A 22,453-nucleotide genomic window follows, 5' to 3' on the forward strand; every position below is an offset into this window, starting at 1 on the left:
GGTATTTAGTGTGTAAAGTTATCTTATAGCGTCACGGCTAGTAGTGTATAGTAAAATTATAGATTCTGTAACTAGGGAGATATCTGAATGATGTTTAGACAATTTCATGCTAAAAATTTCTAATATGGTGGTATGCTATTAAAATTATTAAAGAAAAAGGCTAGTTAATCCTACATACATCACATGATTCAAGTAAGAATGAATAGTAATAGTGATAAAATAAAAAGGGAGTGTAAAAATGAGTAATACGACAATGGCTTTAGTGGTTAAATTTATCATGACTTTCATTGCTGCATGGCTTACTTTAGGAGTAATGGATAGAAATCCATTATTATGGGTAGTGATTGTATCAATAGTAGGTACAGTATTAAACTATATATTAGGAGATTTAGTAGTGTTACCAAATCTAGGAAATATTATAGCTTCTATTGGAGACGGTATAATGGCAGCAGCCCTTGCCTACATAGTTGACCTGTTTACGATAGATTTTAATACTACATTTAGTGGATTGGCAGTTTTCGCATTGATTGTAGCGGTAGCAGAATACTTTTTTCATATATATTTACTTCAATCCGATACAGTCGCTCCTAAAGAAAAGTAAATGCAATAAAGATAGGGAGGGATAACCTTCCTATTTTTATTTATCTACAAGTAGCCTATCGCGTGGTATATACTTTTGAAATGATATGATTTTTGATAAAAGAAGTTAAAAACCTATACCCTTGAACATACAAGAGGTTCAAGGGTATAGGTTGAAAAATGGTCTATTCATGTAGGCTATTTAGTTCATTTGATTGGGGTTAGGTTGCTGTCTTGGGTTATCAAAGCTTGGCGGAGTAGGATTTGGGGATTCAAAATGTCTATCTGGTGAAGATAGATCAAAATAGAGTTTTGAATCAGGAGTTACCCCAAAATCTCTATTAGAGCCAGTATCTTGAATTTTATTTAGTGCCTCTCTAAATAGTGCATTGTGAGCTTCTTCTCTATTTAATAGAAAATCAATTGTTTCTCTTACATACTTATCATCGATTTGCCGGTAAAGGTATTCATATACTACCTTTGCCCTTTGCTCAGCAGCTATATTAGATAATAGGTCTGCGGCTAAATCCCCAGTTACATTTACATAATTAGCTGTAAAAGGAGCTCCTGAACCATTTACTAAAGCTGGAGCCAATCCTGTTAGAACTTGATTTTGTATTTCACCTAGGGAAACATTTTCAACATTTAAGTCATGTCCATTCAGTAAGCTAATTGTTTGTGCTATCATTTCCATATGACTTAGCTCCTCTGATCCAATATCTAAAAATAAATCTCTAATAGCAGGATCCTTAATACGAAAACTTTGAGATAGATATTGTAGAGCTGCCTTGAGTTCACCGTTGGCTCCTCCAAGCTGCTCTTGAAGTAGTGCAGCATATTGGGGATTAGGTCTTTCAACTTTTACTTCTCGAAGTAATTTTTTATCATGTTTAAACATATGTAACACCTCCAACTATATTATTTTGATAAAGCACCTTTTTTATACCAGAATTTTAGGAGTTTATATTTATTTGATTTCATACAGTATTAGCTAAAAACCTAGGGCTATTCTATAGATTTAATCATAAATAGAAAGGAAGAATAGCATGAAAAAAGTAGGTCACAAGCCTCATGAGATTGGATTCTTGTTAAGTAAAAATTAAGTTTTAGTTAATTCTAATCTATCTTATAAAGTGTTGATTTTAGCTGAATCTTTGTATTATAATGATTCTATTGATAGAAAAGGTGGTGGGATTTTATGAAAGATAAAATTACATTGGCGGAAGCGTTCCTTATCCTTAAAAATAAAGAAAATGAATTGGATGAGGTATTAACTTCTAGATTTGCGTGCCTTCAAAATACTTATAAGAAGGTAAATGGACAAAAAGAACTTATGCATGAGCCACATGAAATATCAGTAAATGAATTAACATCAAAATCAGAGATATTAATGAAAGAAATTAGAAAATTAAGGCTTATAGTTGCTAAGGCTAATCTAAAAACCTTAGTAGAATTTACAATAGACGGAGAAAAGATTAGTTTACAAGAGGCTATTTATCTTGTAAAGCAATATAGAAATGAGTTGCCTAGATTAAAGCAAATGGGCGAAATGAGAAGCCACAGTGAAATTGTAGACCCTACTCCAAGATATACTCCTCAAGTGTCTGGTGGCATAGATCGTAGTTATGAGCAAGTAATGGAGCCTAGTTTTGATACTAAGGAATATAGAAAAAAAGCAGAAAAAATGGAGGTTCTTATTACTAAATTAGAAGTAGCAATTAATCAAGCAAATTATTCTATTTTTGTTGATTTAGATGGAATAGAAGTAAAACAAATATAACTAGAATTCTTAGGATGATAAGAGTAAAGATTAGTTTCTTGGTGTAAGGGAACTCTTCATTTAGTTGTGGATACTATAAAATCCCTCTTATCGCATAAAGGTGCTACTTTTATGAGTGAAGACGGTTCTCTCATGCGAACTATGGACATGGGTGGGAGTAGTACCAAATTTACTACAAAAAAATAAATCTATAGAGATTGAGCTTTTTAAATTGTGAAGCGGACAGTTGAAAGATTACATTTGACAAGTTATAAGACTGACAATTCTCAAATTAAAACTGACAATTGAATCTGATATGGTAAATCAAAAACTTAATGGTCTCGTCATAAAAGTAGCCAATCAATATAAATAATTAAGGGTTCGGTTTATTTACGTATTACGTAAAAAACTGAACCCTTGTATCGTTAAAATTATAATAGTAGGTGATTAATTTGCCAAGGATACCTGAAAACTTGATAGAGAAGATTGAATCTATACCAGTGAAACCGGGAATTTATCAAATGATGGATATTGATGGGAATATTATATATGTTGGCAAAAGTAAGACCCTCAAATCGAGAGTAAAATCCTATTTTTGTAAGGAACATAAATTGAATAAAATAAAGAGAATGGTATGTAATATACATGATATCAATTATATAGTTACTGATACACATTTAGAAGCCCAAATACTTGAATGTGCTCTTATAAAAAAATTAAAGCCGATATATAACAAACAATTTAAAAATGACAAAAAGTATATGTATTTAAAAATAGAGAACTATAATAGATTTAAACCAATATCAATGGTATATGATAGACAAAGCGAATATTGCTTTGGACCATATAGAAATAAAAATATTTTATTAGATACAATTAAATTTTTTCAGAACATATATCCAATGACAAAATTCGGGAACATATATGAATTTAAGTATAAAATATTGCTACAATCCATGGATAGGGAGAGCTTTGAAAAGAATAAAGAATGTCTAATAGAAATATTTAATAATAAAGAATGTATGTTGAATTTTTTATCTGACCTTCAAGGAAAGATGGAGAGGGCAGCCTCTGAGCTACAGTTTGAGATGGCTACAATTTATAGAGATATGATAAAGCATATAAAGTATTTGTATGATAATAACACAAATGAGTCACATGAAATAAGTGATAAAATTTTGATGGGAGAAAAAATAGATGATGGATACAAGATTTTTTATATTTCAAAGAATCGAATTATATTAAAAAAGAGATATAAAGAGCTAACAAAAGAATCCATAGGAGAGTTTTTGAAACAAGCTCAAGAACTAGAAATTAAGGTCCCTCATGTTATAGATGAAAAAAGAGATTTAGACTTTAAGAAGATAGTTAATAAGGAAGTTAAAGATGACGCTTTAAAGGCTATACTATTTATTCATAATGACTATAGTGTGGATGAGTTTATAAATAATATGTGTTAATTTAAAATTTTCTGTTATTTCTTTGATTTGACTAAAATTTTGGAGTATAATTTAAATTATACCCCAGCTCACGGAAATAAGGAAAATAAAGATACTGGATTACAATTAAATACTAATGAATAATGAAAAAGGAGAAGAAGCACTATGAAAACACGTCGAGAAGCATACGAATTACTTACAAAATATAATACGAGCAGTAGTCTGATAAAACATGGATTTGCAGTTGAAGCTGTTATGCGCTATTTTGCACGACAGTTTGGAGAAGATGAGGAATATTGGGGAAATATCGGACTGATTCATGACCTCGATTATGAACTTTATCCTGAAGAACACTGCCATAAAACAAAGGAAATTATGGAGAAAGAAGGAATAAGTGAGGATATAATACGTGCTGTGATTTCACATGGATGGAATATATGTACTGATGTAAAACCAGAACATAAAATGGAAAAAGTTCTTTATACGATTGATGAGCTTACAGGCCTTATTACAGCTACAGTTTATATGCGTCCAAATAAGAGTATACTTGACCTCGAAGTCAAATCCGTTAAGAAGAAATTTAAATCAACAGGCTTTGCTGCTGGAGTTAATCGTGAAGTAATACTTGCAGGCTGTGAAATGCTGGAAATGGACCTTGATACGGTTATTCTTTGGACAATAGAGGGTATGAAGGAGGCGGCGAAAGAACTGGAGCTTGTAGGGGAACTATAAACTTGCAAAAACAAAAATAAATCGTATAAATATTTCTGATTGTGCTAATGCTTATGTGCATTTTTTATTATTGATAGTTACTTTTAAAATGTACATAAGCAATTTATGCACTTAAAATTAACTCATCAACCTTGACTCCTAAGGCTTGAGCCAATGCGACTACTTTATTAAAAGAAGGATTCTGTTTTGTTCCCCTCTCTAACTCTTCAATATAGCTTTTTGACATATGGGTTAAGTTTGAAATATCCAGTGTTGTAGACCATTTAGCATAAAAATCCTCCTTTAAAATATATGTTTTGTTATATTTTATATTATATAGATGATGTTATTTTGCAATTCTAAATTGAGCGTATTGTTCTTGTGCCCGATTATCTACTATATTTTTTATTTGAAACCAATTTGTTACACGGGTGACCGTTGGTGGTAGAGGACCTTTATTATAGGTACAGTCAATAAGTAACACATCAAATCCATACATAGCAAGCTGCAAGGCATTTTCATATCGATCCTCAATAAAAATATCACAAGCTAACTCCTCCGCCTTAGCAACTTTATCATGGCTACCTAGTAATGATAATGAGTCCATTAGTATGTTATGATATTTAAACCACTTATTAGTTACATTTTTCATCCTTTCATCTCTAGCAGTAATAAAATGAATTTTATGTTGTCCATACCAGTTACAAAGAATTTCTTTTGCATCTTGTCTTATCTTCGCTTCTTCATGTAGAATCTCTCCATATAAGGTATAGAATTCATTGTAATCTTCCCTAGGTATTCCTAAAACTTCATGTATTTCATAAGATTGTACATCTTTAGGTGTAATCTTAGTATTAAAATAATCATTTGCTCTAGAAATCCAATAATAAGCTTCGGTAACTGTTCCATCAATATCGATACATAAATTTAATTGTTGCATTATTTTCACTCCTTCTATTTTATTCTGATTTAATTATACAAAACTAGTTTAAAGTTTAATTTAACGACAGGTTAAGTTTGTGTAAAGTTTGGCGGTGCTACATCTATTGTTGGAATGTGTATTTGCTGTATAATTGAATACAAAAACTTTAAGATGCATCAGGCATAAACAAATTATTTTAAATGTTGTCCATAAAAAATGTAAAAAAAGCTGATGTATAGAGGTTATATCCTCAATACATCAGCTCTTTACTTTTATTCAAAAACTCTCATTCTATAAGCCTGAATAGCAGTTGCACTTAATTTTTTCATAAGCTTATTATTTACATAAGACCCAATAACTGCACCTATTCCAGGAATCATTTGTAAAAGCTTCGCTAAATCGATATAATCCCTGTATTCTTGCTGAAAACTTTTCCAATCAAAGCTATTGATATCATTAGGAAGGGATTTACTGTACTCTTCCCAATTCTCCATTTTTTCAAAAACTTCATTAACATGACCCTTACTCGAAAAAGCAAGTTGAAATATATTAAGAATATAAAGCCTTTCTTTGTAATCTGAAACATCAAATCCATATATACTAGCAACATCATAAAGAAACTTTATTTTAATACTTAAAAGTAATGGTAGGTCTGTAAGCCCTAAAACAATTCCACCAGCACCAGTTGCGGCACCTTCAATTATTGCAGTGGTTTTATAAATCTTAGTTTTTTCTTTAACTAATTTTTCTCTTTCCATGAGTGATAGGTTTTTAATGGGAGGTTTAGTAACATATTTAGATCCAAATAAGACTGCTTTAGTTAAATTTTTAATAGCAGAAGTAATAATTTCATGATATGCATCTGGCAATATGTCATTAAATTTATTTTGAACTCCCTTTGAAGCCTTGTCTATTATAGAAGGCTTTTTTCTCATTTTACTCTTCCAGATTTGTAGCTCATGTAGAGCCTTATCGTCATAAGAAATCATATAATCACCAATATACATTATTTTTTATTTAGTTAAACCTATTAATAGTATAAACCAAACATGACTCTTTATCACCATAACTTGTAAGAAAAAATAACTCTAGGTTTTGTAGTAATAAAAAAGTACAGGATATTAAACTCTCTAACATCTCTGTACTTTTTCATATACATTTAAAAATAATAATTTTTATCTATTCCTCCACCAAGGCCACAGCCCTAATAGGCGAACCAGATCCATCTCTTATTTTAAGAGGCAATCCAAAATATAAAAATCTTTTATTTACCAGCTTATCAAGATTACATAGGTTTTCTGTATTTGTAATGTCGTACTCTCCACATACTAAATGTCCAGAAAAGTCTAGATCATCTGGATGATCTATGGCTGGAGCATCCACTCCGATATTTACAACACCCTTTTCTGCAAGCCACTTTGCAGCGTTATAACTAAGTCCTGTATATGTGGTTTGCCACTTATCTGTACCAAAATTCCTATCATAATGGCCTGTGTATAGAAGGATAATATCTCCACGTTCCAGCCTTTGTCCAGATTTAGAGAGGGCAGTTTCTAAATCATTAGGCTCGATTTTCTTTTAGCATCTAAAGATATGTTTTGATAAGATTTCTATTTACTGTATCAGGAACCAGATTATATTTTCATGCTATTCAAAGTAGCATTACCCGTTTTCTAAACTTATTGCATAACTTTATTTTTAAATCCAATTGTGTATTCATTGTATTTTTTTCTAATTGTTGTCAACTGTCTCTGTTAGTGTTTACTTTACTAAATTAGTGTGTGATTTCTTAAAACGGTTAGGGGACTTAAAAGTTATCTTGCCAATTGATACTCGTATAACTGCACTTATATAAAGAAGGTCAGTAAATATAGTAATTTGGTATTTTAATGACGAACAAAGTCGGATTACGTCGAACGAAATATAAAGGATTTTTGGTTATTTTGTAGAAAAATAAAATCTCGAAAGATATTATTTACATAATTTGCATTTTAAAATATAATCATTAATTTCATATAAAGTTAAAGGCAAACCTATTGAAAGATAGAGACGCAAAGCCACGGGTCTAAAGCATTTGCTATGATAGCCGGGCTGCTGAATTTTGAATCTAGGGTACCCTATGTTTTCTCGGCATAGGGTATTTTATTATGCCTTTTTATATTATTTGGAATATTCCAATATTTAAAATTAAAACACAAAATTTGATTAGGAGGAATTTCATGAAAAAGTATTCAAAAGGTTGTTTAATTTCTTTGTCAGTAGTCTTCATTATCCAATCCATTATAATTCCTGTATCGGATCCTACAATGGGTTTTAATGCTTATGCTATTGAAGGTCAGCTTAGTACAGATGACCATTCTCAATCAACGTTGGAGGATATAGAAAATGAATCTGCTTCAGAAGATTTAGAGGATCATCTCAAGGAACCTGTTTCAGAAGACTTAGAGGAGCATCTCAGTGAACTTGATGAAGAAGGAATACTAGAAATCGAATTAATTAGCGGAGAAAGCAATAAAAATTCAAGTGTCAGCGATGAAGTCTATGGTATTGTGAATGTAATTATAGATATAACGCCACCCTCTATTCCAGAAAACTTAAAAGTTGAGGAAATTTCAGACAGTTACATCGCCTTGTCTTGGGATGAATCCATAGATGATCAAGAAGTAAAAGGATATATCTTATATAGAGATGGAGATGAAATAGCTATCGTAGATCGTAACTACTATCAAGACGACGATTTGGATACATCAACTACCTACGAGTATTCTGTGGCTGCCTTTGATTATTATGATAATATTTCTGAAAAAAGTGATCCTATAAAAGTAACGACATCCATTAGAATAGGTAACGGAGTAGGCTTAAAAGGAAAATATTATGACGATGACAGACTTATTGATAAAAAACATGAACAACTAGATCAAACAATTAATTTTAATTGGCAGCATGCATCCCCTGCTCCTGGTGTTAGTGGAGATGAATTTTCAGTCAGTTGGACTGGGCAAATAGAACCTATATTTTCAGAGGAATATACAATCTATATTGAAGCTCATGGAGGTGCAAGACTATGGATTGATGTTGAAAATCTCAGCCTAAAAAAAGGCAGAATACATGTTAGGAATGGTTGGTATCTTGTTGATAAAAAAGGTGATGTTGATGGCTCACTTGAAATCGGAATATATGAGAAAATGAGACTGGATGGAACTTATGAGTATGCATTTGCAAATGCAGGCTCGTCTAAGTTTAAGGAAGAGAAAGAAGACTGGTACGAAAACGGATTACAATTATTCGGGGCTTCACAAGACCTGAAGGATTCTGTTCGGTATTCGGAACAATTCGTTGAAGATATCACAGCTATTGATGAAAATGCAATAATAACTTTTGTGGGGCATTCAAAAGGTGGTGCAGAAGCCGCTGCAAACGCAGTTGCAAATAATAAAAATGCAATTCTATTTAACCCTGCAACAGTTAATTTAAAAGCTTATGGTCTTGATAGTTCGGAATATACAGCATCTATGATTGCGTATATTGTAGAAGGTGATATTTTAAACACTGTAGAAGGTTGGTTTTCAAAACCTATTGAAAGTGTAGTTGATTTACCTATACAATACCCTGTTAATACGTGGAATCCAAAGAGGAACATAGATAATGGTATTAAAAATCATTCAATGGATGCAGTAAAAGATGCAATTAAAGAAAGGGAGGAAAACAATAAATAATGAGTAGAAAGATGATTTATATTATATTTATCATTATAACTTTTTCTGCCATATTATCTTCTTGTCGATTAGAGGGCAAAGGTAAGGAAAAGGAAGAATATAAGATTACTAATATAAGTATTTACAAAGGTACTCCAGTGTGGAAGTTAGCATTAGCTGTCAGAGATCAAGAAGTTAAAATTATCGAAAAAATAGCGCAAGATAAACCTGAGCTTATTGATTATCAAGAGCCTAAATATGGAGCAACTTTACTATTATGGGCTATAGGAATGGAGAAATATAATTCTGCAGAGGCACTGTTAAAATGTGGTGCTGATCCAAACATAGCATCAACAGTTCAAGGAAATACCCCACTTTTTATAGCTGCAGGATATTCTTGGGTAGATAAAGATGCGAAGAAGGATCCGAAATATGTACAACTCTTATTACGCTATGGTGCTAATCCAAATATTGCTTATAGCGGGTATGATGATGAAGGGAATGAGTTGATTACTGAGCCGGGGACTACTCCTCTTATGTACTCTATAGGTTCTGGTATTGAAAAGACAATAGCATTAGTAGAAGCTGGGGCTGATATTGAATATAAGACTGAAAGTGGTAGAACTGCTTCAGTTTTTGCATTGAAACATAGTGGCGAACCTGAATATGCTTATTATCTAATAGTTCAAAGAAAGGCAACTATTTCAGAACCATACTATACAAGACCAGTCAACATTAGTGCATATAAAAAGAAGGAACTATATCCAGTCGACTTGCTGAGAAGATGGATATTTGATCTTGGTTCAGAAAAGTACAAGCTAAAAATGGAAATAGTTGATGAATTCTCTAGACAAGGTGTGAACTATTGGGATACTGAAATTGACAAACATACACTAGATCAGATCAAGAATTTGTATCCAGATTCAAGGGAAGAATATATACAAAAGTATTAAGCATTTTTGAATAAGTAATTGCATAAATTAGCATGACTGTCAGCATTAAAGTTAATCATAAGCGGTGGAAAGACAAAACAAAGTCCTTCCATCGCTTTCTTCCGTTTTTGAGACGCCAAAACTCACTGCAAAGACAAGGGTGGACAATGGGACGTCAGCCTGTGCCAAAAATGCAATAATTGGTAAGAAAATTTTGATATAACATGCATAAATTCGCCCATAATAGTAGTAAGGACGGCGATAGCATGAGATATATAGAAGGTATCCATAGAAAAAGTAAGATTGCCTTTCCAGAATATGTAGATGACTACATTACAGAGGATAATTCTGTAAGGATAATAGATGCTTTCGTAGAAACATTAGATGTAGGTTCATTAGGATTTAAAAATGCAGCCCCCCAGAAGAGAGGCAGACCTGGATATAACCCCAAAGACCTACTTAAACTATATATTTATGGCTATATGAACAAAATTACTTCATCAAGAAAGTTAGAAAAAGCGACTCAAACAAATATAGAGGTAATGTGGTTGTTAAGGAGATTAACACCAGATGACAAGTCTATATCCGAATTTAGAAGAAACAATAAAAATGCTATTAATGAAACATTTAAACGCTTTACATCTCTGTTAAATGAATGGGATCTTTTCGGTAAAAAGGTAATAGCAGTTGATGGTTCTAAGTTTAGGGCCTGTAATTCAAAGAAAAATACCTTCAGTACTAAAAATTTAAATCGAAAGATCAAATACTTAGAAGAGAAGATACAAAACTATATGACAGAAATAGAAGAGAATGATAGCAAAGAATCTAGCACTCATAAGCCAACTAAAGAACAAATTCAAGCAAAGATTAAAGACCTTAAAGAGCGAAAAGGGAAATATGAAGGGTATAAAGAAGAAATAGAAAAAAGTGATATAAAAGAAATATCAACAACAGATCCAGAATCAAGATTAATGGCTGCAAATAACAACGGAGTTGAGGTATGTTACAATGTCCAAACCGCAGTAGATAGCAAGCATAAGTTAGTAGTAGACTGTGATGTTATAAATAATCCAACTGATCATGGTATGTTAAGTAAAATGTCTGAAGGTGCAAAAAAGTATTCGATGTGGAAGAACTTAAAACTTTAGCAGACAAAGGTTATTACAATGTAGCGGACTTAAAAAAATGTGAAGAAGAGGATATCATAGCTTATATTTCTAAGCAAGTTTTTCCAAACTCAACAGGTGAAGTAGACTTTTATTTAGATAAATTTATATATGATAAAGAAGAGAATATTTATATATGTCCTAAAGGAGAAAAACTTTACTCTAGAAGAAAAAATCCTATTGATGAAAATACAAAAGAAATAGTATACTAAAACTTTGAAGTTTGTGGTATGTGCGGCTTTAAAGATAAATGTACAAAGGATAAAAGAGGTAGACGAGTGAGGAGACCCATAGATCAAGATATTTTAGATAGAGCAGACCATAGAATGATGGAAAACAAAGAACTCTATAGACAAAGACAAATGATTGTAGAACATCCCTTCGGGACCATAAAGCGAGGGTTAGGCATGACGTATTTTCTGACAAAAGGTATGCAGTCAGTAAAAGCGCAGATTTCTTTTGCTTTTTTAGCCTATAATATGAAACGAGCAATAAATATATTAGGAGTAAAGGAAATAATTCGGAGACTAACAGGTAAAAAGGTATTTGTTAGCCTCTAAAAAGACACGGGGACGTTTCAATTGTCTTAAAGTAATTAATGTATTATGCTTAAGTAGGGTGATATTATGGCAAGAGAAGCAAGAAAAAGAAGTAATACGGGAATCTATCATGTTATGTTAAGAGGAATAGACAAAAGAGATATCTTTCTAGATGATGAGGATAGGAAGAAGTTTATTGAAAATGTTATAAGAGCTAAAGAAGCTGGAGGATTTGAAATATATGGTTATTGTCTAATGGATAACCATATACATATGTTAATTAAAGAAGATGAAGAAATTGGAATAAGCATCAAACGTATTACAGTAGGATATATTGGATGGCATAATAATAAATATGAAAGAACAGGTCATTTATTTCAAAATAGATATAAGAGTGAACCTGTTGAAACAGAAAATTATTTAATAACAGTGTTAAGATATATTCATCAAAATCCGGTTAAAGCGAGAATCATAGATAAGTTAGAGAATTACAATTGGAGTAGTCATAAAGAATATTTATTAACATATCAAGGGCATAGTTCATTTATAAATACAGAATTAATTAAATCTTACTTTAGAACGGCAGAAGATTTTATCAGTTATATGAATGTCCAGAATAGTGATGAATGTTTAGAGTATAAGCCTGTTAAAAAGTATAATGATGATACTTTTAAAAAAATAATTCATAAAAAATATAATATTAATGATTTAAATAAATTATCAGTTGAGGAAAGAAATAAACTAATTAAAAATATTTATAATGAAACAGATATAAGTATTCGGCAATTAAGTAGAATATTAGGGATAGGGAAGACCATTGTAGAAAGGGCAGTCAAAAAAGACGATTGAAACGTCCCCTTGTCTCCCCCCTTGAAACGTCCCCTTGTCTCCCCTTGTCTCCGTACCCAATTGTCCAAAATGTACTTCGGAATATACTTATGGGGATGGAAGTCTTTTAATTTGTCCAGAGTGTGGTCATGAATGGACTCTAGATTTACATATTAAAATAAAGCCCCCATTGTCTCTTTTATCTCATTTATCAACAAAAATTATTAATAAGTATTAATTTGGTATGATTTTTGCACGAAATATTTACATAGCATTAATTATAAATAAGAGGAGGATAAGGATGAAAGAGATTGTAATTGCAAGTGGTGTAAGAACAGCTATTGGGAGCTTTGGAGGTGCTTTATCAAAGGTTTCAGCAGTAGATATGGGCGCTGCTGTTATTAAAGAGGCATTGAAGCGAGCAAAAATTGAATCGAATATGGTAGATGAAGTATATATGGGTTGTGTGCTTCAAGCAGGTCTTGGACAAGGCGTTGCACGACAGGCTTCTATAAAGGCTGGAATTCCGCAAGAAGTGCCAGCTACAACTATTAATATGCTATGCGGTTCAGGACTAAAAACAGTATCTATGGCTGCTCAAACTATTATTGCTGGAGATAATGATATCGTTGTAGTTGGTGGGACAGAAAATATGAGTCAATCCCCTTATTTAGTTCCTAATGGCAGATGGGGTATGAGAATGGGAAATAGCGATATTGTAGATTCTATGATTAATGATGGATTAACTGATGCATTCAATAATTACCATATGGGTATCACTGCTGAAAATCTAGCAGAAAAGTACTCTTTAACAAGAGAAGAACAGGACCAGTTTGCTGCAGAAAGTCAAAATAAAGCTAGGAAAGCAATTTCAGAAGGAAAATTTAAGGATGAGATTGTGCCAATTGAAATTTCACAAAGAAAAGGAGAACCAATAGTTATAGATACTGATGAGTATCCTAAGGCAGGCATAACTGTAGAATCTTTAGGAAAATTAAGACCTGCTTTCAAAAAAGATGGAACTGTAACAGCTGGAAATGCTTCTGGAATTAATGACGGAGCTGCTGCTCTAGTATTAATGACAAAAGAGAAGGCAGATGAGTTAGGAATAGAACCATTAGCAACATTAGTATCCTATAGCAGTGCAGGAGTAGATCCTTCTATTATGGGAATTGGTCCAGTTCCAGCGACAGAAATGGCACTTAAAAAAGCTAAATTAACAATTGCTGAAATGGATTTAATCGAAGCAAATGAAGCCTTTGCTGCTCAAGCCCTATCAGTAGGAAAGGAATTAGGATGGGATAAAAACAAGGTAAATGTAAATGGAGGAGCTATAGCCTTGGGACATCCAATAGGAGCTAGTGGTGCTAGAATTTTAGTAACTTTACTTTATGAAATGAAAAGAACAACTGCAAAATATGGTTTAGCGACATTATGTATTGGTGGAGGAATGGGAACAGCAGTAGTTGTTAAACGTTAGATTTAGAAGCAGCAAAAACTCCTTAGTTATGGTTTTTTTGCTGCTTTTTTAAAACTAGATTTTATGATAATAATATATATATATCAGGAATTCTGGGGGTGATTAAAATTAATATTAAAAAACAGGAGTATTTAAGTCTAAACTCTCTAGATATAACAAAGGATAACTTTGAAGAGCATCTAGACCAAGTTTTATTTTTACTTAGCCTATACAAGAATATATTTAATGATATATATAATTGGGTTGTTGTAGTTGATAAAGAAGGATTTATAGTTATGATGAACAAAAAATATTGTGATTTTATTGGAATAAAGCAAGAGGAAGCTATAGGCAGACATGTTACAGATGTTATAGAGAATACAAGAATGCATATTGTTTTAAAAACTCGGCAAAAAGAGATCGGTGATATACAGGAGATAAAGGGTAATCAAATGATTGCTGACAGAATCCCAATATACATAGATGGAGAGTTTATTGGAGCTGTAGGTACTGTAATTTTTAAGGACCTAGTAGAGTTTGATGTATATGTAAAAAACATCCTAAAAATGGAAAAAGAACTGGAATTTTATAAAAAGGAATTAAAGAAAGCTTTAGGAAGTGCATATACCTTTGATAATATCATTGGAGAGAGTAGTGCTATAAAAAGAGCAAAAGAAATGTCTAAAAAAGTAGCTTTATCAAAATCAAATGTATTAATACTAGGTGAAAGTGGAACGGGAAAAGAGCTATTTGCCCATTCTATTCATAATGCAAGCCCTAGAGGAGACTACCCTCTTATAAAAGTAAATTGCGGTGCTATACCTTCAGATCTTTTAGAATCGGAACTTTTTGGATACGAAGAAGGGGCATTTACTGGTGCTAAAAAAGGAGGAAAGCTTGGTAAATTTGAATTGGCTAATAAAAGTACTATTTTCTTAGATGAAATAGGAGATCTTCCTCTTAATATGCAGGTTAAAATATTAAGAGTTATTCAAGAGAGAGAAATTGAACGAATTGGAAGTGTAAAAAGTCAGAAAATTGATGTTAGAATAATAGCTGCAACTAATAGAGATTTGAAAGAAATGGTGAAGAAAAAACTATTTAGAGAAGATTTGTACTATAGATTAAATGTAATCAATATTAATGTTCCTCCTCTTAGAGAACGTATAGAGGATATACCTTTGTTAACACACCACTTAATGAAAAAGCTTTCTAGTGAAATGGAAAGACATGTAACTGAAATTTCTCCGAATGCCTTAGAGGCTTTAACAAATTACCATTGGCCAGGGAATATTAGAGAGCTAGCTAATTTAATTGAAAGAGCATTAAACATGGTAGAGAAGGAAGCAATGATCACATTAGACCATTTTCCTTACTATATACGTAGAAAAGCTAAGCCAGATATAGGCGTATCTTTAGATACTTTAGAAATGCAACTAGACGGTACTTTAAAAGAGATATTTGATGAAATAGAGAAGAAAGCCATACAGCAGACCTTACTAAAGTATGATGGAAATAAATTAAAAACAGCAAAGAAATTAGGTATTAGTCGTACAAATCTTTATGAAAAGATAAAAAAGTATGATTTAGATATGTAAAGAAAATGAACAATGTAATAAAAAATTACACTTATTAAAAATTTTTAATTAAGCAACAATTACTACTATTGAAAAATCAATAAGATTTCTTCGAAATAGATATTATTTTTTGAAAAATCTGAAAATTAATGTAAATATTATGGACAGTACAAACTAAATAAAATATAAAATCCTCCTTTTCCATAAGGGTCAGTATAAAAAAGTATCTAAGAGCAGTATAAATCACGTGTTTATAAAGTTGGCATGTGTTTTGCAAAAGTATTAACTGACTAATTATGGAGGGAGGATTTTAATATGGCAGTAAAATTTATGACTGCAGAAGATGCAGTAAAGTTAATTAAGTCAGATAGCGTAGTAGCAACAGGAGGATTTGTAGGGAATGCAGTACCTGAAGAACTTGAAATTGCGCTAGAAAAAAGATTTTTAGAGTCATCTGAACCTAAAAATTTAACGTTGGTATATGCAGCCGGACAAGGAGATGGAAAAGATAGAGGATTAAATCATTTAGGCCATGAAGAGTTGTTAAAAAGAGTTATTGGAGGACATTGGGGCTTAGTTCCGAAAATACAAAAGCTTGCGTTTGAAAACAAAATAGAAGCTTATAATTTTCCACAGGGGTCTATTTCTCATTTGTTTAGGGATATAGCAGCTAATAAGCCAGGAACTATTACAAAGGTAGGGTTAAAAACTTTTGTTGATCCTAGGGTTGAAGGCGGTAAACTTAATACAAAAACAAAGGAAGATATGGTGGAACTAATCGAAGTATTAGGAGAAGAGTATTTAATTTATAAGGCTTTTCCAATTAATTTTGCTTTAATAAGAGGAACATATGCAGATGAACATGGAAATATTTCTATGGAAAAGGAAGCAGGAACACTTGAAGTTTTATCTATAGCTCAGGCATGTAAAAATTCAGGTGGAAAGGTAATCGTTCAGGTAGAAAAAGTCGTTAAGGTAGGAAGCATTGACCCAAAACTTGTAAAGATACCAGGAATTTATGTAGATACTGTTGTAGAGGTAAAAGATGCAGGTAATCATATGCAAACCTTTGCCGAAGCTTATAATCCTAGTTATACAGGAGATGTAAGAGTTCCTATTGATTCTGTTAAACCATTAGAATTAGATGAAAGAAAAATTGTTGCTAGAAGAGCAGCTATGGAGCTAGTTCCTAAAGCAATAGTTAATCTAGGAATAGGAATGCCAGAAGGGGTTGCAGTAGTTGCTAATGAAGAAGGAATAGGAGACGAGATGGTATTAACAGTAGAACCAGGGCCAATCGGTGGAATACCAGCAGGTGGGTTAAGCTTCGGAGCAGCAATAAATCCCGAAGCAATTATAGATCAGCCTTATCAGTTTGATTTCTATGACGGTGGAGGATTAGACGTTGCTTTTTTAGGATTAGCACAATGCGATAAAATAGGAAATATTAATGTAAGCAAATTTGGTCCGAAAATAGCTGGTGCAGGCGGTTTTATAAATATTACTCAAAATGCTAAAAAAGTTATATTCTGTGGAACCTTTACAGCAAGTGGTTTAAAACTTGAAGTTGAAGAAGAAAAGCTAAAGATAGTACAGGAAGGAAAAGTAAAGAAGTTTATTTCTCAGGTAGAACAGATTACATTTAGTGGAGAATATGCAACAGATGCAAAGCAAACCGTACTTTATATAACAGAAAGAGCAGTATTTATTTTAGGGTCAGAGGGTATTATTCTAACAGAAATAGCTCCAGGAGTAGACTTACAAAAAGATATACTGGATCAAATGGAGTTTAAGCCAATCATTAGTAAAGAGCTTAAGGTAATGGATTCTAAAATCTTCAAACCAGAAAAAATGGGATTAACTATTTAGAGAGGGGGAAAATAAAATGTTAGGAATAATAATTGGATTAGCATTATTAATGATATTGGCATATAAGGGGATGTCTATTATTTGGGTAGCTCCAATATGTGCTCTTGTAGTTGCTTTTACGGGAGGCTTAGAGTTATTACCAGTCTATACAGGCTCATATATGGAGGGATTTGTTGGTTTTACTAAAGCTTGGTTCCCTGTGTTTATGTTAGGTGCAATATTTGGTAAAGTGATGGACGAATCTGGTGCTGCACAATCTGTTGCAACATGGATTTCTAAAGTTATAGGCACTAAATTTGCTATACTTGCAGTTGTAGCAGCTTGTGGAGCTTTAACTTATGGTGGAATTTCTTTATTCGTAGTTGTATTTGCTGTTTATCCTATAGCTATTGCATTATTTAGAGAAGCAAATATTACTAGAAAATTGATACCAGGAACTATTGCATTAGGTGCATTTACTTTCACAATGACAGCTGTTCCTGGAACTCCGCAGACACAAAACTTAATTCCTATGAAGTACTTTGGTACTACCCCTATGGCAGCTCCTATTATGGGTATTGTTGGCGCTATTATAATGTGCGGTGGAGGAATAGTGTGGCTGACTTATAGAGAGAAAAAGTTTGCGGCGGCAGGAGAATTTTTTACAGAGCCTGCTAAGAATAATGTAAAGGTAGTAGACGAAGAATCAGCAGCTACATCAAAAGAGCTTTCGAAAGATTTACCTAATCCAGCTTTGTCAGCATTGCCTTTAATATCCGTAATTTTATTATTGAACTTATTTGGACTAGATATAGTAATATCCTTAGCAGTAGGAATACTTTTGGCTATAATATTGAACTTTAAGAGATTACCGAAGCTAATAGACACCATTAATGGTGGAGCAGCTGGCTCAGTAATGGCAATCATTAATACAAGTGCTGCTGTTGGATTTGGATCAGTAGTTAAAGCAGTTCCTGGTTTTACTGCATTAACTTCAATGCTATTAGGGATCAAAGGAAATCCGTTGATTTCCGAAGCAGTAGCAGTAAACCTACTTGCAGGAGCTACAGGCTCTGCATCTGGTGGTATGGGAATAGCATTGGAAGCATTAGGAACTAAATATGCTGAGCTAGCGGTTAGTTCAGGAATTCCTTTAGCAGCATTCCATAGGGTTGCATCTTTAGCAAGTGGAGGCTTAGATACATTACCTCATAATGGTGCAGTATTAACTTTACTTGCAGCAACTTCAATGACTCATAAAGATTCTTATTTAGATATTTTCATGGTAGCTTGTGTTATACCAGTAGCTTCAGTAATTGCAGCTATTATTTTAGCTAGTATTGGTTTAGTATAATAACTGCTATGTAGTGGGAGTGATATCTCACCTATAGTCAACTTTATATAATAGGGAAGTTTTACTTCCCTATTATATAAAAATAGCAAGGAGTGATGTTGAATTGAAAAAAATAGGCGTTATTGGATCTGGTACAATGGGAACTGGAATCGCTCAGGTGTTTGCTGAATTTGGGTATGAAGTCATACTGAGAGATATAAAAGAGGAATTTGTAAATAGAGGAATAGGACTTATAACGAAAAACTTAAATAAAAAAGTTGAAAAGGGAACATTAACTGATCTTGATAAAAATAAAACTTTAAATAGAATTAAGGGAACCGTAAATATAGCAGATTTAAAAGAGGCAGATATTATAATTGAGGCAGCAGTAGAGAATATGGATATGAAAAAGCAAATTTTTTCTGAACTAGATAAAGTATGTAAGGCAGAAGCCATACTAGCCACCAACACATCTTCCTTATCAATTACAGAAATAGCTAATGCTACTAATAGACCGGATAAAGTGATAGGGATGCACTTTTTTAACCCAGTGCCTGTTATGAAATTAGTAGAGGTTATTAAAGGAATTGCTACTTCAGAAGAAAGTAAATCTATTATTGTTGAAATAACAAAGAAAATAGATAAGACACCTGTAGAGGTAGATGAGGCTCCAGGCTTTGTAGTAAATAGAATTTTGATACCAATGATTAACGAAGCAATTGGAATACTAAGTGATGGTGTTGCTACCGCAAATGATATTGATGAATCTATGAAATTAGGAGCAAATCATCCTATAGGACCGTTAGCACTTGCAGATTTAATTGGAAACGATGTTTGTCTAGCCATTATGGAGACAATGCATAAAGAATTTGGAGACGATAAATATAGACCCCATCATTTACTAAAAAAAATGGTGAGAGGTGGCTTCCTGGGAAGAAAATCTGGAAGAGGTTTTTATATCTATTAAATAAATTACTAAACATAACTATAGACTTTAAAAGGAGGATAAATAATGAAATTCAAAGATAAAGTAGTTTTAGTTACTGGTGCAGCACAAGGAATTGGGAAGGCAACAGCTCTTAAATTTGCACAAGAGGGAGCAAAGGTTGTAACTGTGGATATAAAACTAGAGTTAATGGATGAAGTTTCTTCAGAAATCAAAGAATTAGGAGCTGAATTATTGACTTATGGAGTAAATGTAGTAAACAGAGAACAGATTCAAGACATGGTATCCGATGTTGTGGCTAAATGGGGTAAAATAGATATATTAGTAAACAATGCAGGAATTACTGCTGACAGTCAGCTTACAAAAATGGAAGAAGATGCTTTTGATAAGGTTATCGCTGTTAATTTAAAAGGCGTATATAATTGTACGCAAATTGTTGTACCTGTAATGGTTGAAAACGGCGGCGGAGTTATTCTAAATGCATCGTCCGTAGTTGGACTTTATGGAAACTTTGGACAGACAAATTATGCAGCTACTAAATTTGGAGTAATCGGTATGACAAAAACATGGGCTAAGGAATTAGGCAAAAAAGGTATTCGTGTAAATGCTGTAGCACCTGGGTTTATTGGAACACCTATGGTTTCTAAAATGCCTGATAAGGTAATAGATATGATGAAAGGAAAATCACCTTTAAACCGATTAGGTACACCAGAGGATATTGCTAATGCTTATGCATTCCTTGCATCAGATGAAGCAGGATTTATCACTGGGACAACTTTAAGTGTAGATGGGGGCGTTGTACTTTAAGACTGTCAATAAATAGTACACAGTTCAAAAAGTGAACATGGTATATTTAGCTGAAAAAGCTATGAAAGATAAAATGACTGTAATTATATTTTACAGTCATTTTATTTTTCGTTTAATAGTTATATTATTAACAAAAATAAAAAAATGAAAAAATATTTTATTAGTATCTGTATAGATACTATTTAGCAATAGAGCTAAGTAAGTAGGTATTAATCAGATAAATGCTACAAAAATATATTTAAGAAAAATATGAGGTTACTATAAAGTTGGTATAATAATTGCAGTAAATATTGTTAAATAAAAAACAAGGAGGTTTTATAATGGTAGGGAAAAAAATTAGCGAATTAAAAATCGGAGATAAAGCTTTTTTTCAAAAAACTATTACTGAGACAGATGTATATTTATATGCTGGAATTACTGGTGATTTAAATCCAGCACATATCAATGAAGTAGCGGCAAAGGACAGCTTGTTTAAAGGAAGAATCGCTCATGGCATGCTAACAGCCGGTTTAATATCTGCTGTATTGGGAATGCAGCTACCTGGACCAGGAACAATTTATATGGGTCAAGAATTAAAGTTTTTAGCTCCAGTAAGATTTAATGATACAATTCTAGCCACTGTAGAAGTAATAGAAATTAATATTGAAAAAAATAGAGTTAAATTAAGTACTACATGTACAAATCAAGAAGGTGTAGATGTTCTATCCGGCGTTGCAACAGTGATGCCACCTAAGTAAACAAAGATTCAGTAAATATGGAATGGAGGAGTAGTGATGAACTTTAGCTTATTAAAGGAGCATTTAATGCTTAAAAAGTTATATCAAGAGTTTGCCCAAAAGGAAGTAGAGCCATTTGCAGAAGAAGTAGATGAAAAAGAAGAGTTTCCTGTTGAAACAGTAAAAAAGCTAGTCCGTTATGGATTTATGGGAATACCTTTTCCAAAGGAATATGGTGGATCTGGTGGAGATAATATTGCATACGCTATGGCTGTAGAGGAACTTTCTAAGGTATGTGCAACTACTGGGGTTATTGTGTCTGCCCATACATCTCTATGTGCAGCACCTATATATGAATTTGGTACAAAGGAGCAGAAAGACAAATATTTATATCCTTTAGCATCAGGAGAAAAATTAGGAGCTTTTGGATTAACAGAGCCTAATGCAGGCACCGATGCATCTGCTCAGCAAACAACTGCTATATTAGATGGAGATTGTTATATTTTAAATGGAAGTAAAATTTTTATTACGAATGCAGGATACGCAGATATTTATATTATTATGGCTATGACTGATAAGTCTCAAGGAACAAGAGGTATTTCAGCATTTATTGTTGATGCAGATACACCTGGATTTAGTGTGGGCAAAAAAGAATCCAAGCTTGGTATTAAAGGATCATCCACCTGTGAATTGATATTTGAAAACTGTAGAATCCCTAAAGAGAATCTTTTAGGAAAAGAAGGAAAGGGATTTGGTATTGCAATGAAGACCTTGGATGGAGGAAGAATTGGAATAGCAGCTCAAGCCTTAGGAATCGCACAGGGGGCTTTAGATCAAACAATTGCCTATGTAAAGGAAAGAAGGCAGTTTGGAAAACCTATTTCTTACTTCCAAAATACTCAATTTCAATTAGCAGAGATGGGAACGAAAGTTGAAGCAGCTAGGCTTTTGGTATATAAAGCAGCTTATTTAAAGCAAGAGGGATTAACTTACTCAAATGAAGCTGCAATGGCAAAGCTTTTTGCTTCAGAAACAGCCATGGAAGTAACTGTAAAAGCAGTTCAGTTGCATGGAGGCTATGGATATACAAGAGAATATTCTGTAGAGAGAATGATGAGAGATGCCAAAATTACAGAAATATACGAGGGTACATCAGAGGTTCAAAAAATGGTAATCTCTGCACAATTGCTTAAGTAG

General features: G+C 32.7%; 24 protein-coding genes and 1 riboswitch. Of the genes, 19 read left to right on the top strand and 5 right to left on the bottom strand.

Annotated features, from left to right (window positions below):
* The first annotated feature begins 238 nt into the window (after positions 1-238).
* A complete protein-coding gene (locus KQI88_RS06910) occupies positions 239-601 on the top strand; it encodes a DUF2512 family protein (RefSeq protein ID WP_216415631.1) in 363 nt (120 codons plus the stop codon).
* 180 nt (positions 602-781) lie between these two features.
* Here KQI88_RS06910 and KQI88_RS06915 read toward each other — a convergent pair whose 3' ends face one another.
* Positions 782-1,477, bottom strand: coding sequence for a manganese catalase family protein (locus KQI88_RS06915; RefSeq protein ID WP_216415633.1), 696 nt, complete (start codon positions 1,475-1,477; stop codon positions 782-784).
* Positions 1,478-1,777: 300 nt separating this feature from the next.
* Between KQI88_RS06915 and KQI88_RS06920 the strand changes: the two genes are divergently transcribed.
* The 3 genes from KQI88_RS06920 (at position 1,778) to KQI88_RS06930 (ending at position 4,509) form a co-directional block, all read left to right on the top strand.
* On the top strand, positions 1,778-2,359 hold the full coding sequence (locus KQI88_RS06920; protein ID WP_216415635.1) for a hypothetical protein: 582 nt from the start codon (positions 1,778-1,780) through the stop codon (positions 2,357-2,359).
* A gap of 431 nt (positions 2,360-2,790) precedes the next feature.
* Positions 2,791-3,798: a GIY-YIG nuclease family protein gene (locus tag KQI88_RS06925; protein ID WP_216415637.1), complete on the top strand. Its 1,008-nt coding sequence runs from the start codon at positions 2,791-2,793 to the stop codon at positions 3,796-3,798.
* Positions 3,799-3,942: 144 nt separating this feature from the next.
* Positions 3,943-4,509, top strand: a complete 567-nt coding sequence (locus KQI88_RS06930; RefSeq protein ID WP_216415639.1) for an HDIG domain-containing metalloprotein — start codon at positions 3,943-3,945, stop codon at positions 4,507-4,509.
* Positions 4,510-4,612: 103 nt separating this feature from the next.
* Here KQI88_RS06930 and KQI88_RS18570 read toward each other — a convergent pair whose 3' ends face one another.
* The 4 genes from KQI88_RS18570 to KQI88_RS06950 form a co-directional block, all read right to left on the bottom strand.
* On the bottom strand, positions 4,613-4,819 hold the full coding sequence (locus tag KQI88_RS18570; protein WP_334300600.1) for a helix-turn-helix domain-containing protein: 207 nt from the start codon (positions 4,817-4,819) through the stop codon (positions 4,613-4,615).
* Between the two features lie 15 nt (positions 4,820-4,834).
* On the bottom strand, positions 4,835-5,428 hold the full coding sequence (locus KQI88_RS06940) for a 5' nucleotidase, NT5C type (RefSeq protein ID WP_216415643.1): 594 nt from the start codon (positions 5,426-5,428) through the stop codon (positions 4,835-4,837).
* 254 nt (positions 5,429-5,682) lie between these two features.
* The gene (locus KQI88_RS06945) at positions 5,683-6,417 is read right to left on the bottom strand and encodes an EcsC family protein (protein ID WP_330656113.1); all 735 of its coding nucleotides are present in this window, start codon (positions 6,415-6,417) and stop codon (positions 5,683-5,685) included.
* 172 nt (positions 6,418-6,589) lie between these two features.
* Positions 6,590-6,982, bottom strand: a complete 393-nt coding sequence (locus tag KQI88_RS06950) for a cyclase family protein (RefSeq protein WP_330656128.1) — start codon at positions 6,980-6,982, stop codon at positions 6,590-6,592.
* Positions 6,983-7,426: 444 nt separating this feature from the next.
* A riboswitch (cyclic di-GMP riboswitch) is annotated at positions 7,427-7,509 on the top strand.
* A gap of 153 nt (positions 7,510-7,662) precedes the next feature.
* On the opposite strand from KQI88_RS06950, the gene KQI88_RS06955 reads away from it, so the two are divergent.
* From KQI88_RS06955 to KQI88_RS07025, 15 genes are all read left to right on the top strand, one after another.
* On the top strand, positions 7,663-9,126 hold the full coding sequence (locus tag KQI88_RS06955) for a PA14 domain-containing protein (protein WP_216415647.1): 1,464 nt from the start codon (positions 7,663-7,665) through the stop codon (positions 9,124-9,126).
* A complete protein-coding gene (locus KQI88_RS06960) occupies positions 9,126-10,058 on the top strand; it encodes an ankyrin repeat domain-containing protein (RefSeq protein WP_216415650.1) in 933 nt (310 codons plus the stop codon). The genes KQI88_RS06955 and KQI88_RS06960 overlap by 1 nt, the downstream gene beginning before the upstream one ends.
* Positions 10,059-10,303: 245 nt before the next feature.
* A complete protein-coding gene (locus KQI88_RS06965) occupies positions 10,304-11,185 on the top strand; it encodes a transposase (RefSeq protein ID WP_216415652.1) in 882 nt (293 codons plus the stop codon).
* Positions 11,164-11,415, top strand: coding sequence for a hypothetical protein (locus KQI88_RS06970; RefSeq protein WP_216415653.1), 252 nt, complete (start codon positions 11,164-11,166; stop codon positions 11,413-11,415). Before KQI88_RS06965 ends, KQI88_RS06970 begins: the two co-directional genes overlap by 22 nt.
* Positions 11,416-11,433: 18 nt before the next feature.
* Positions 11,434-11,763: a transposase gene (locus KQI88_RS06975; protein WP_216415655.1), complete on the top strand. Its 330-nt coding sequence runs from the start codon at positions 11,434-11,436 to the stop codon at positions 11,761-11,763.
* Between the two features lie 66 nt (positions 11,764-11,829).
* The gene (locus tag KQI88_RS06980; protein WP_216415657.1) at positions 11,830-12,591 is read left to right on the top strand and encodes a transposase; all 762 of its coding nucleotides are present in this window, start codon (positions 11,830-11,832) and stop codon (positions 12,589-12,591) included.
* 34 nt (positions 12,592-12,625) lie between these two features.
* On the top strand, positions 12,626-12,808 hold the full coding sequence (locus tag KQI88_RS18745; protein WP_216415659.1) for a hypothetical protein: 183 nt from the start codon (positions 12,626-12,628) through the stop codon (positions 12,806-12,808).
* 63 nt (positions 12,809-12,871) lie between these two features.
* The gene (locus tag KQI88_RS06990; protein ID WP_216415661.1) at positions 12,872-14,050 is read left to right on the top strand and encodes an acetyl-CoA C-acetyltransferase; all 1,179 of its coding nucleotides are present in this window, start codon (positions 12,872-12,874) and stop codon (positions 14,048-14,050) included.
* Between the two features lie 98 nt (positions 14,051-14,148).
* Positions 14,149-15,627 (top strand): sigma-54 interaction domain-containing protein, encoded by a 1,479-nt coding sequence (locus tag KQI88_RS06995; RefSeq protein ID WP_330656116.1) that lies wholly within the window; start codon positions 14,149-14,151, stop codon positions 15,625-15,627.
* A 294-nt stretch (positions 15,628-15,921) separates the two neighbouring features.
* The gene (locus tag KQI88_RS07000; protein ID WP_216415663.1) at positions 15,922-17,475 is read left to right on the top strand and encodes an acyl CoA:acetate/3-ketoacid CoA transferase; all 1,554 of its coding nucleotides are present in this window, start codon (positions 15,922-15,924) and stop codon (positions 17,473-17,475) included.
* A gap of 16 nt (positions 17,476-17,491) precedes the next feature.
* On the top strand, positions 17,492-18,808 hold the full coding sequence (locus KQI88_RS07005; protein WP_216415664.1) for a GntP family permease: 1,317 nt from the start codon (positions 17,492-17,494) through the stop codon (positions 18,806-18,808).
* A gap of 103 nt (positions 18,809-18,911) precedes the next feature.
* On the top strand, positions 18,912-19,754 hold the full coding sequence (locus tag KQI88_RS07010; protein WP_216415666.1) for a 3-hydroxybutyryl-CoA dehydrogenase: 843 nt from the start codon (positions 18,912-18,914) through the stop codon (positions 19,752-19,754).
* A gap of 45 nt (positions 19,755-19,799) precedes the next feature.
* The gene (gene fabG, locus KQI88_RS07015; protein ID WP_216415668.1) at positions 19,800-20,540 is read left to right on the top strand and encodes a 3-oxoacyl-[acyl-carrier-protein] reductase; all 741 of its coding nucleotides are present in this window, start codon (positions 19,800-19,802) and stop codon (positions 20,538-20,540) included.
* 320 nt (positions 20,541-20,860) lie between these two features.
* Positions 20,861-21,277: a MaoC family dehydratase gene (locus KQI88_RS07020; protein WP_216415670.1), complete on the top strand. Its 417-nt coding sequence runs from the start codon at positions 20,861-20,863 to the stop codon at positions 21,275-21,277.
* A gap of 36 nt (positions 21,278-21,313) precedes the next feature.
* Positions 21,314-22,453: an acyl-CoA dehydrogenase gene (locus KQI88_RS07025; RefSeq protein WP_216415672.1), complete on the top strand. Its 1,140-nt coding sequence runs from the start codon at positions 21,314-21,316 to the stop codon at positions 22,451-22,453.

Origin of the sequence: Alkaliphilus flagellatus (assembly GCF_018919215.1) — a bacterium.
In the GTDB taxonomy this organism is placed as follows: Bacteria; Bacillota; Clostridia; order Peptostreptococcales; family Natronincolaceae; genus Alkaliphilus_B; species Alkaliphilus_B flagellatus.

Excerpts from the sequence above, each read along its gene's own strand:
- KQI88_RS06910 (WP_216415631.1), top strand. The coding sequence starts at position 239 with ATGAGTAATACGACAATGGCTTTAGTGGTTAAATTTATCATGACTTTC.
- KQI88_RS06915 (WP_216415633.1), bottom strand. The coding sequence starts at position 1,477 with ATGTTTAAACATGATAAAAAATTACTTCGAGAAGTAAAAGTTGAAAGA.
- KQI88_RS06920 (WP_216415635.1), top strand. The coding sequence starts at position 1,778 with ATGAAAGATAAAATTACATTGGCGGAAGCGTTCCTTATCCTTAAAAAT.
- KQI88_RS06930 (WP_216415639.1), top strand. The coding sequence starts at position 3,943 with ATGAAAACACGTCGAGAAGCATACGAATTACTTACAAAATATAATACG.
- KQI88_RS06940 (WP_216415643.1), bottom strand. The coding sequence starts at position 5,428 with ATGCAACAATTAAATTTATGTATCGATATTGATGGAACAGTTACCGAA.
- KQI88_RS06945 (WP_330656113.1), bottom strand. The coding sequence starts at position 6,417 with ATGTATATTGGTGATTATATGATTTCTTATGACGATAAGGCTCTACAT.
- KQI88_RS06960 (WP_216415650.1), top strand. The coding sequence starts at position 9,126 with ATGAGTAGAAAGATGATTTATATTATATTTATCATTATAACTTTTTCT.
- KQI88_RS06965 (WP_216415652.1), top strand. The coding sequence starts at position 10,304 with ATGAGATATATAGAAGGTATCCATAGAAAAAGTAAGATTGCCTTTCCA.
- KQI88_RS06975 (WP_216415655.1), top strand. The coding sequence starts at position 11,434 with ATGTGCGGCTTTAAAGATAAATGTACAAAGGATAAAAGAGGTAGACGA.
- KQI88_RS06980 (WP_216415657.1), top strand. The coding sequence starts at position 11,830 with ATGGCAAGAGAAGCAAGAAAAAGAAGTAATACGGGAATCTATCATGTT.
- KQI88_RS06990 (WP_216415661.1), top strand. The coding sequence starts at position 12,872 with ATGAAAGAGATTGTAATTGCAAGTGGTGTAAGAACAGCTATTGGGAGC.
- KQI88_RS07000 (WP_216415663.1), top strand. The coding sequence starts at position 15,922 with ATGGCAGTAAAATTTATGACTGCAGAAGATGCAGTAAAGTTAATTAAG.
- KQI88_RS07005 (WP_216415664.1), top strand. The coding sequence starts at position 17,492 with ATGTTAGGAATAATAATTGGATTAGCATTATTAATGATATTGGCATAT.
- fabG (WP_216415668.1), top strand. The coding sequence starts at position 19,800 with ATGAAATTCAAAGATAAAGTAGTTTTAGTTACTGGTGCAGCACAAGGA.
- KQI88_RS07020 (WP_216415670.1), top strand. The coding sequence starts at position 20,861 with ATGGTAGGGAAAAAAATTAGCGAATTAAAAATCGGAGATAAAGCTTTT.
- KQI88_RS07025 (WP_216415672.1), top strand. The coding sequence starts at position 21,314 with ATGAACTTTAGCTTATTAAAGGAGCATTTAATGCTTAAAAAGTTATAT.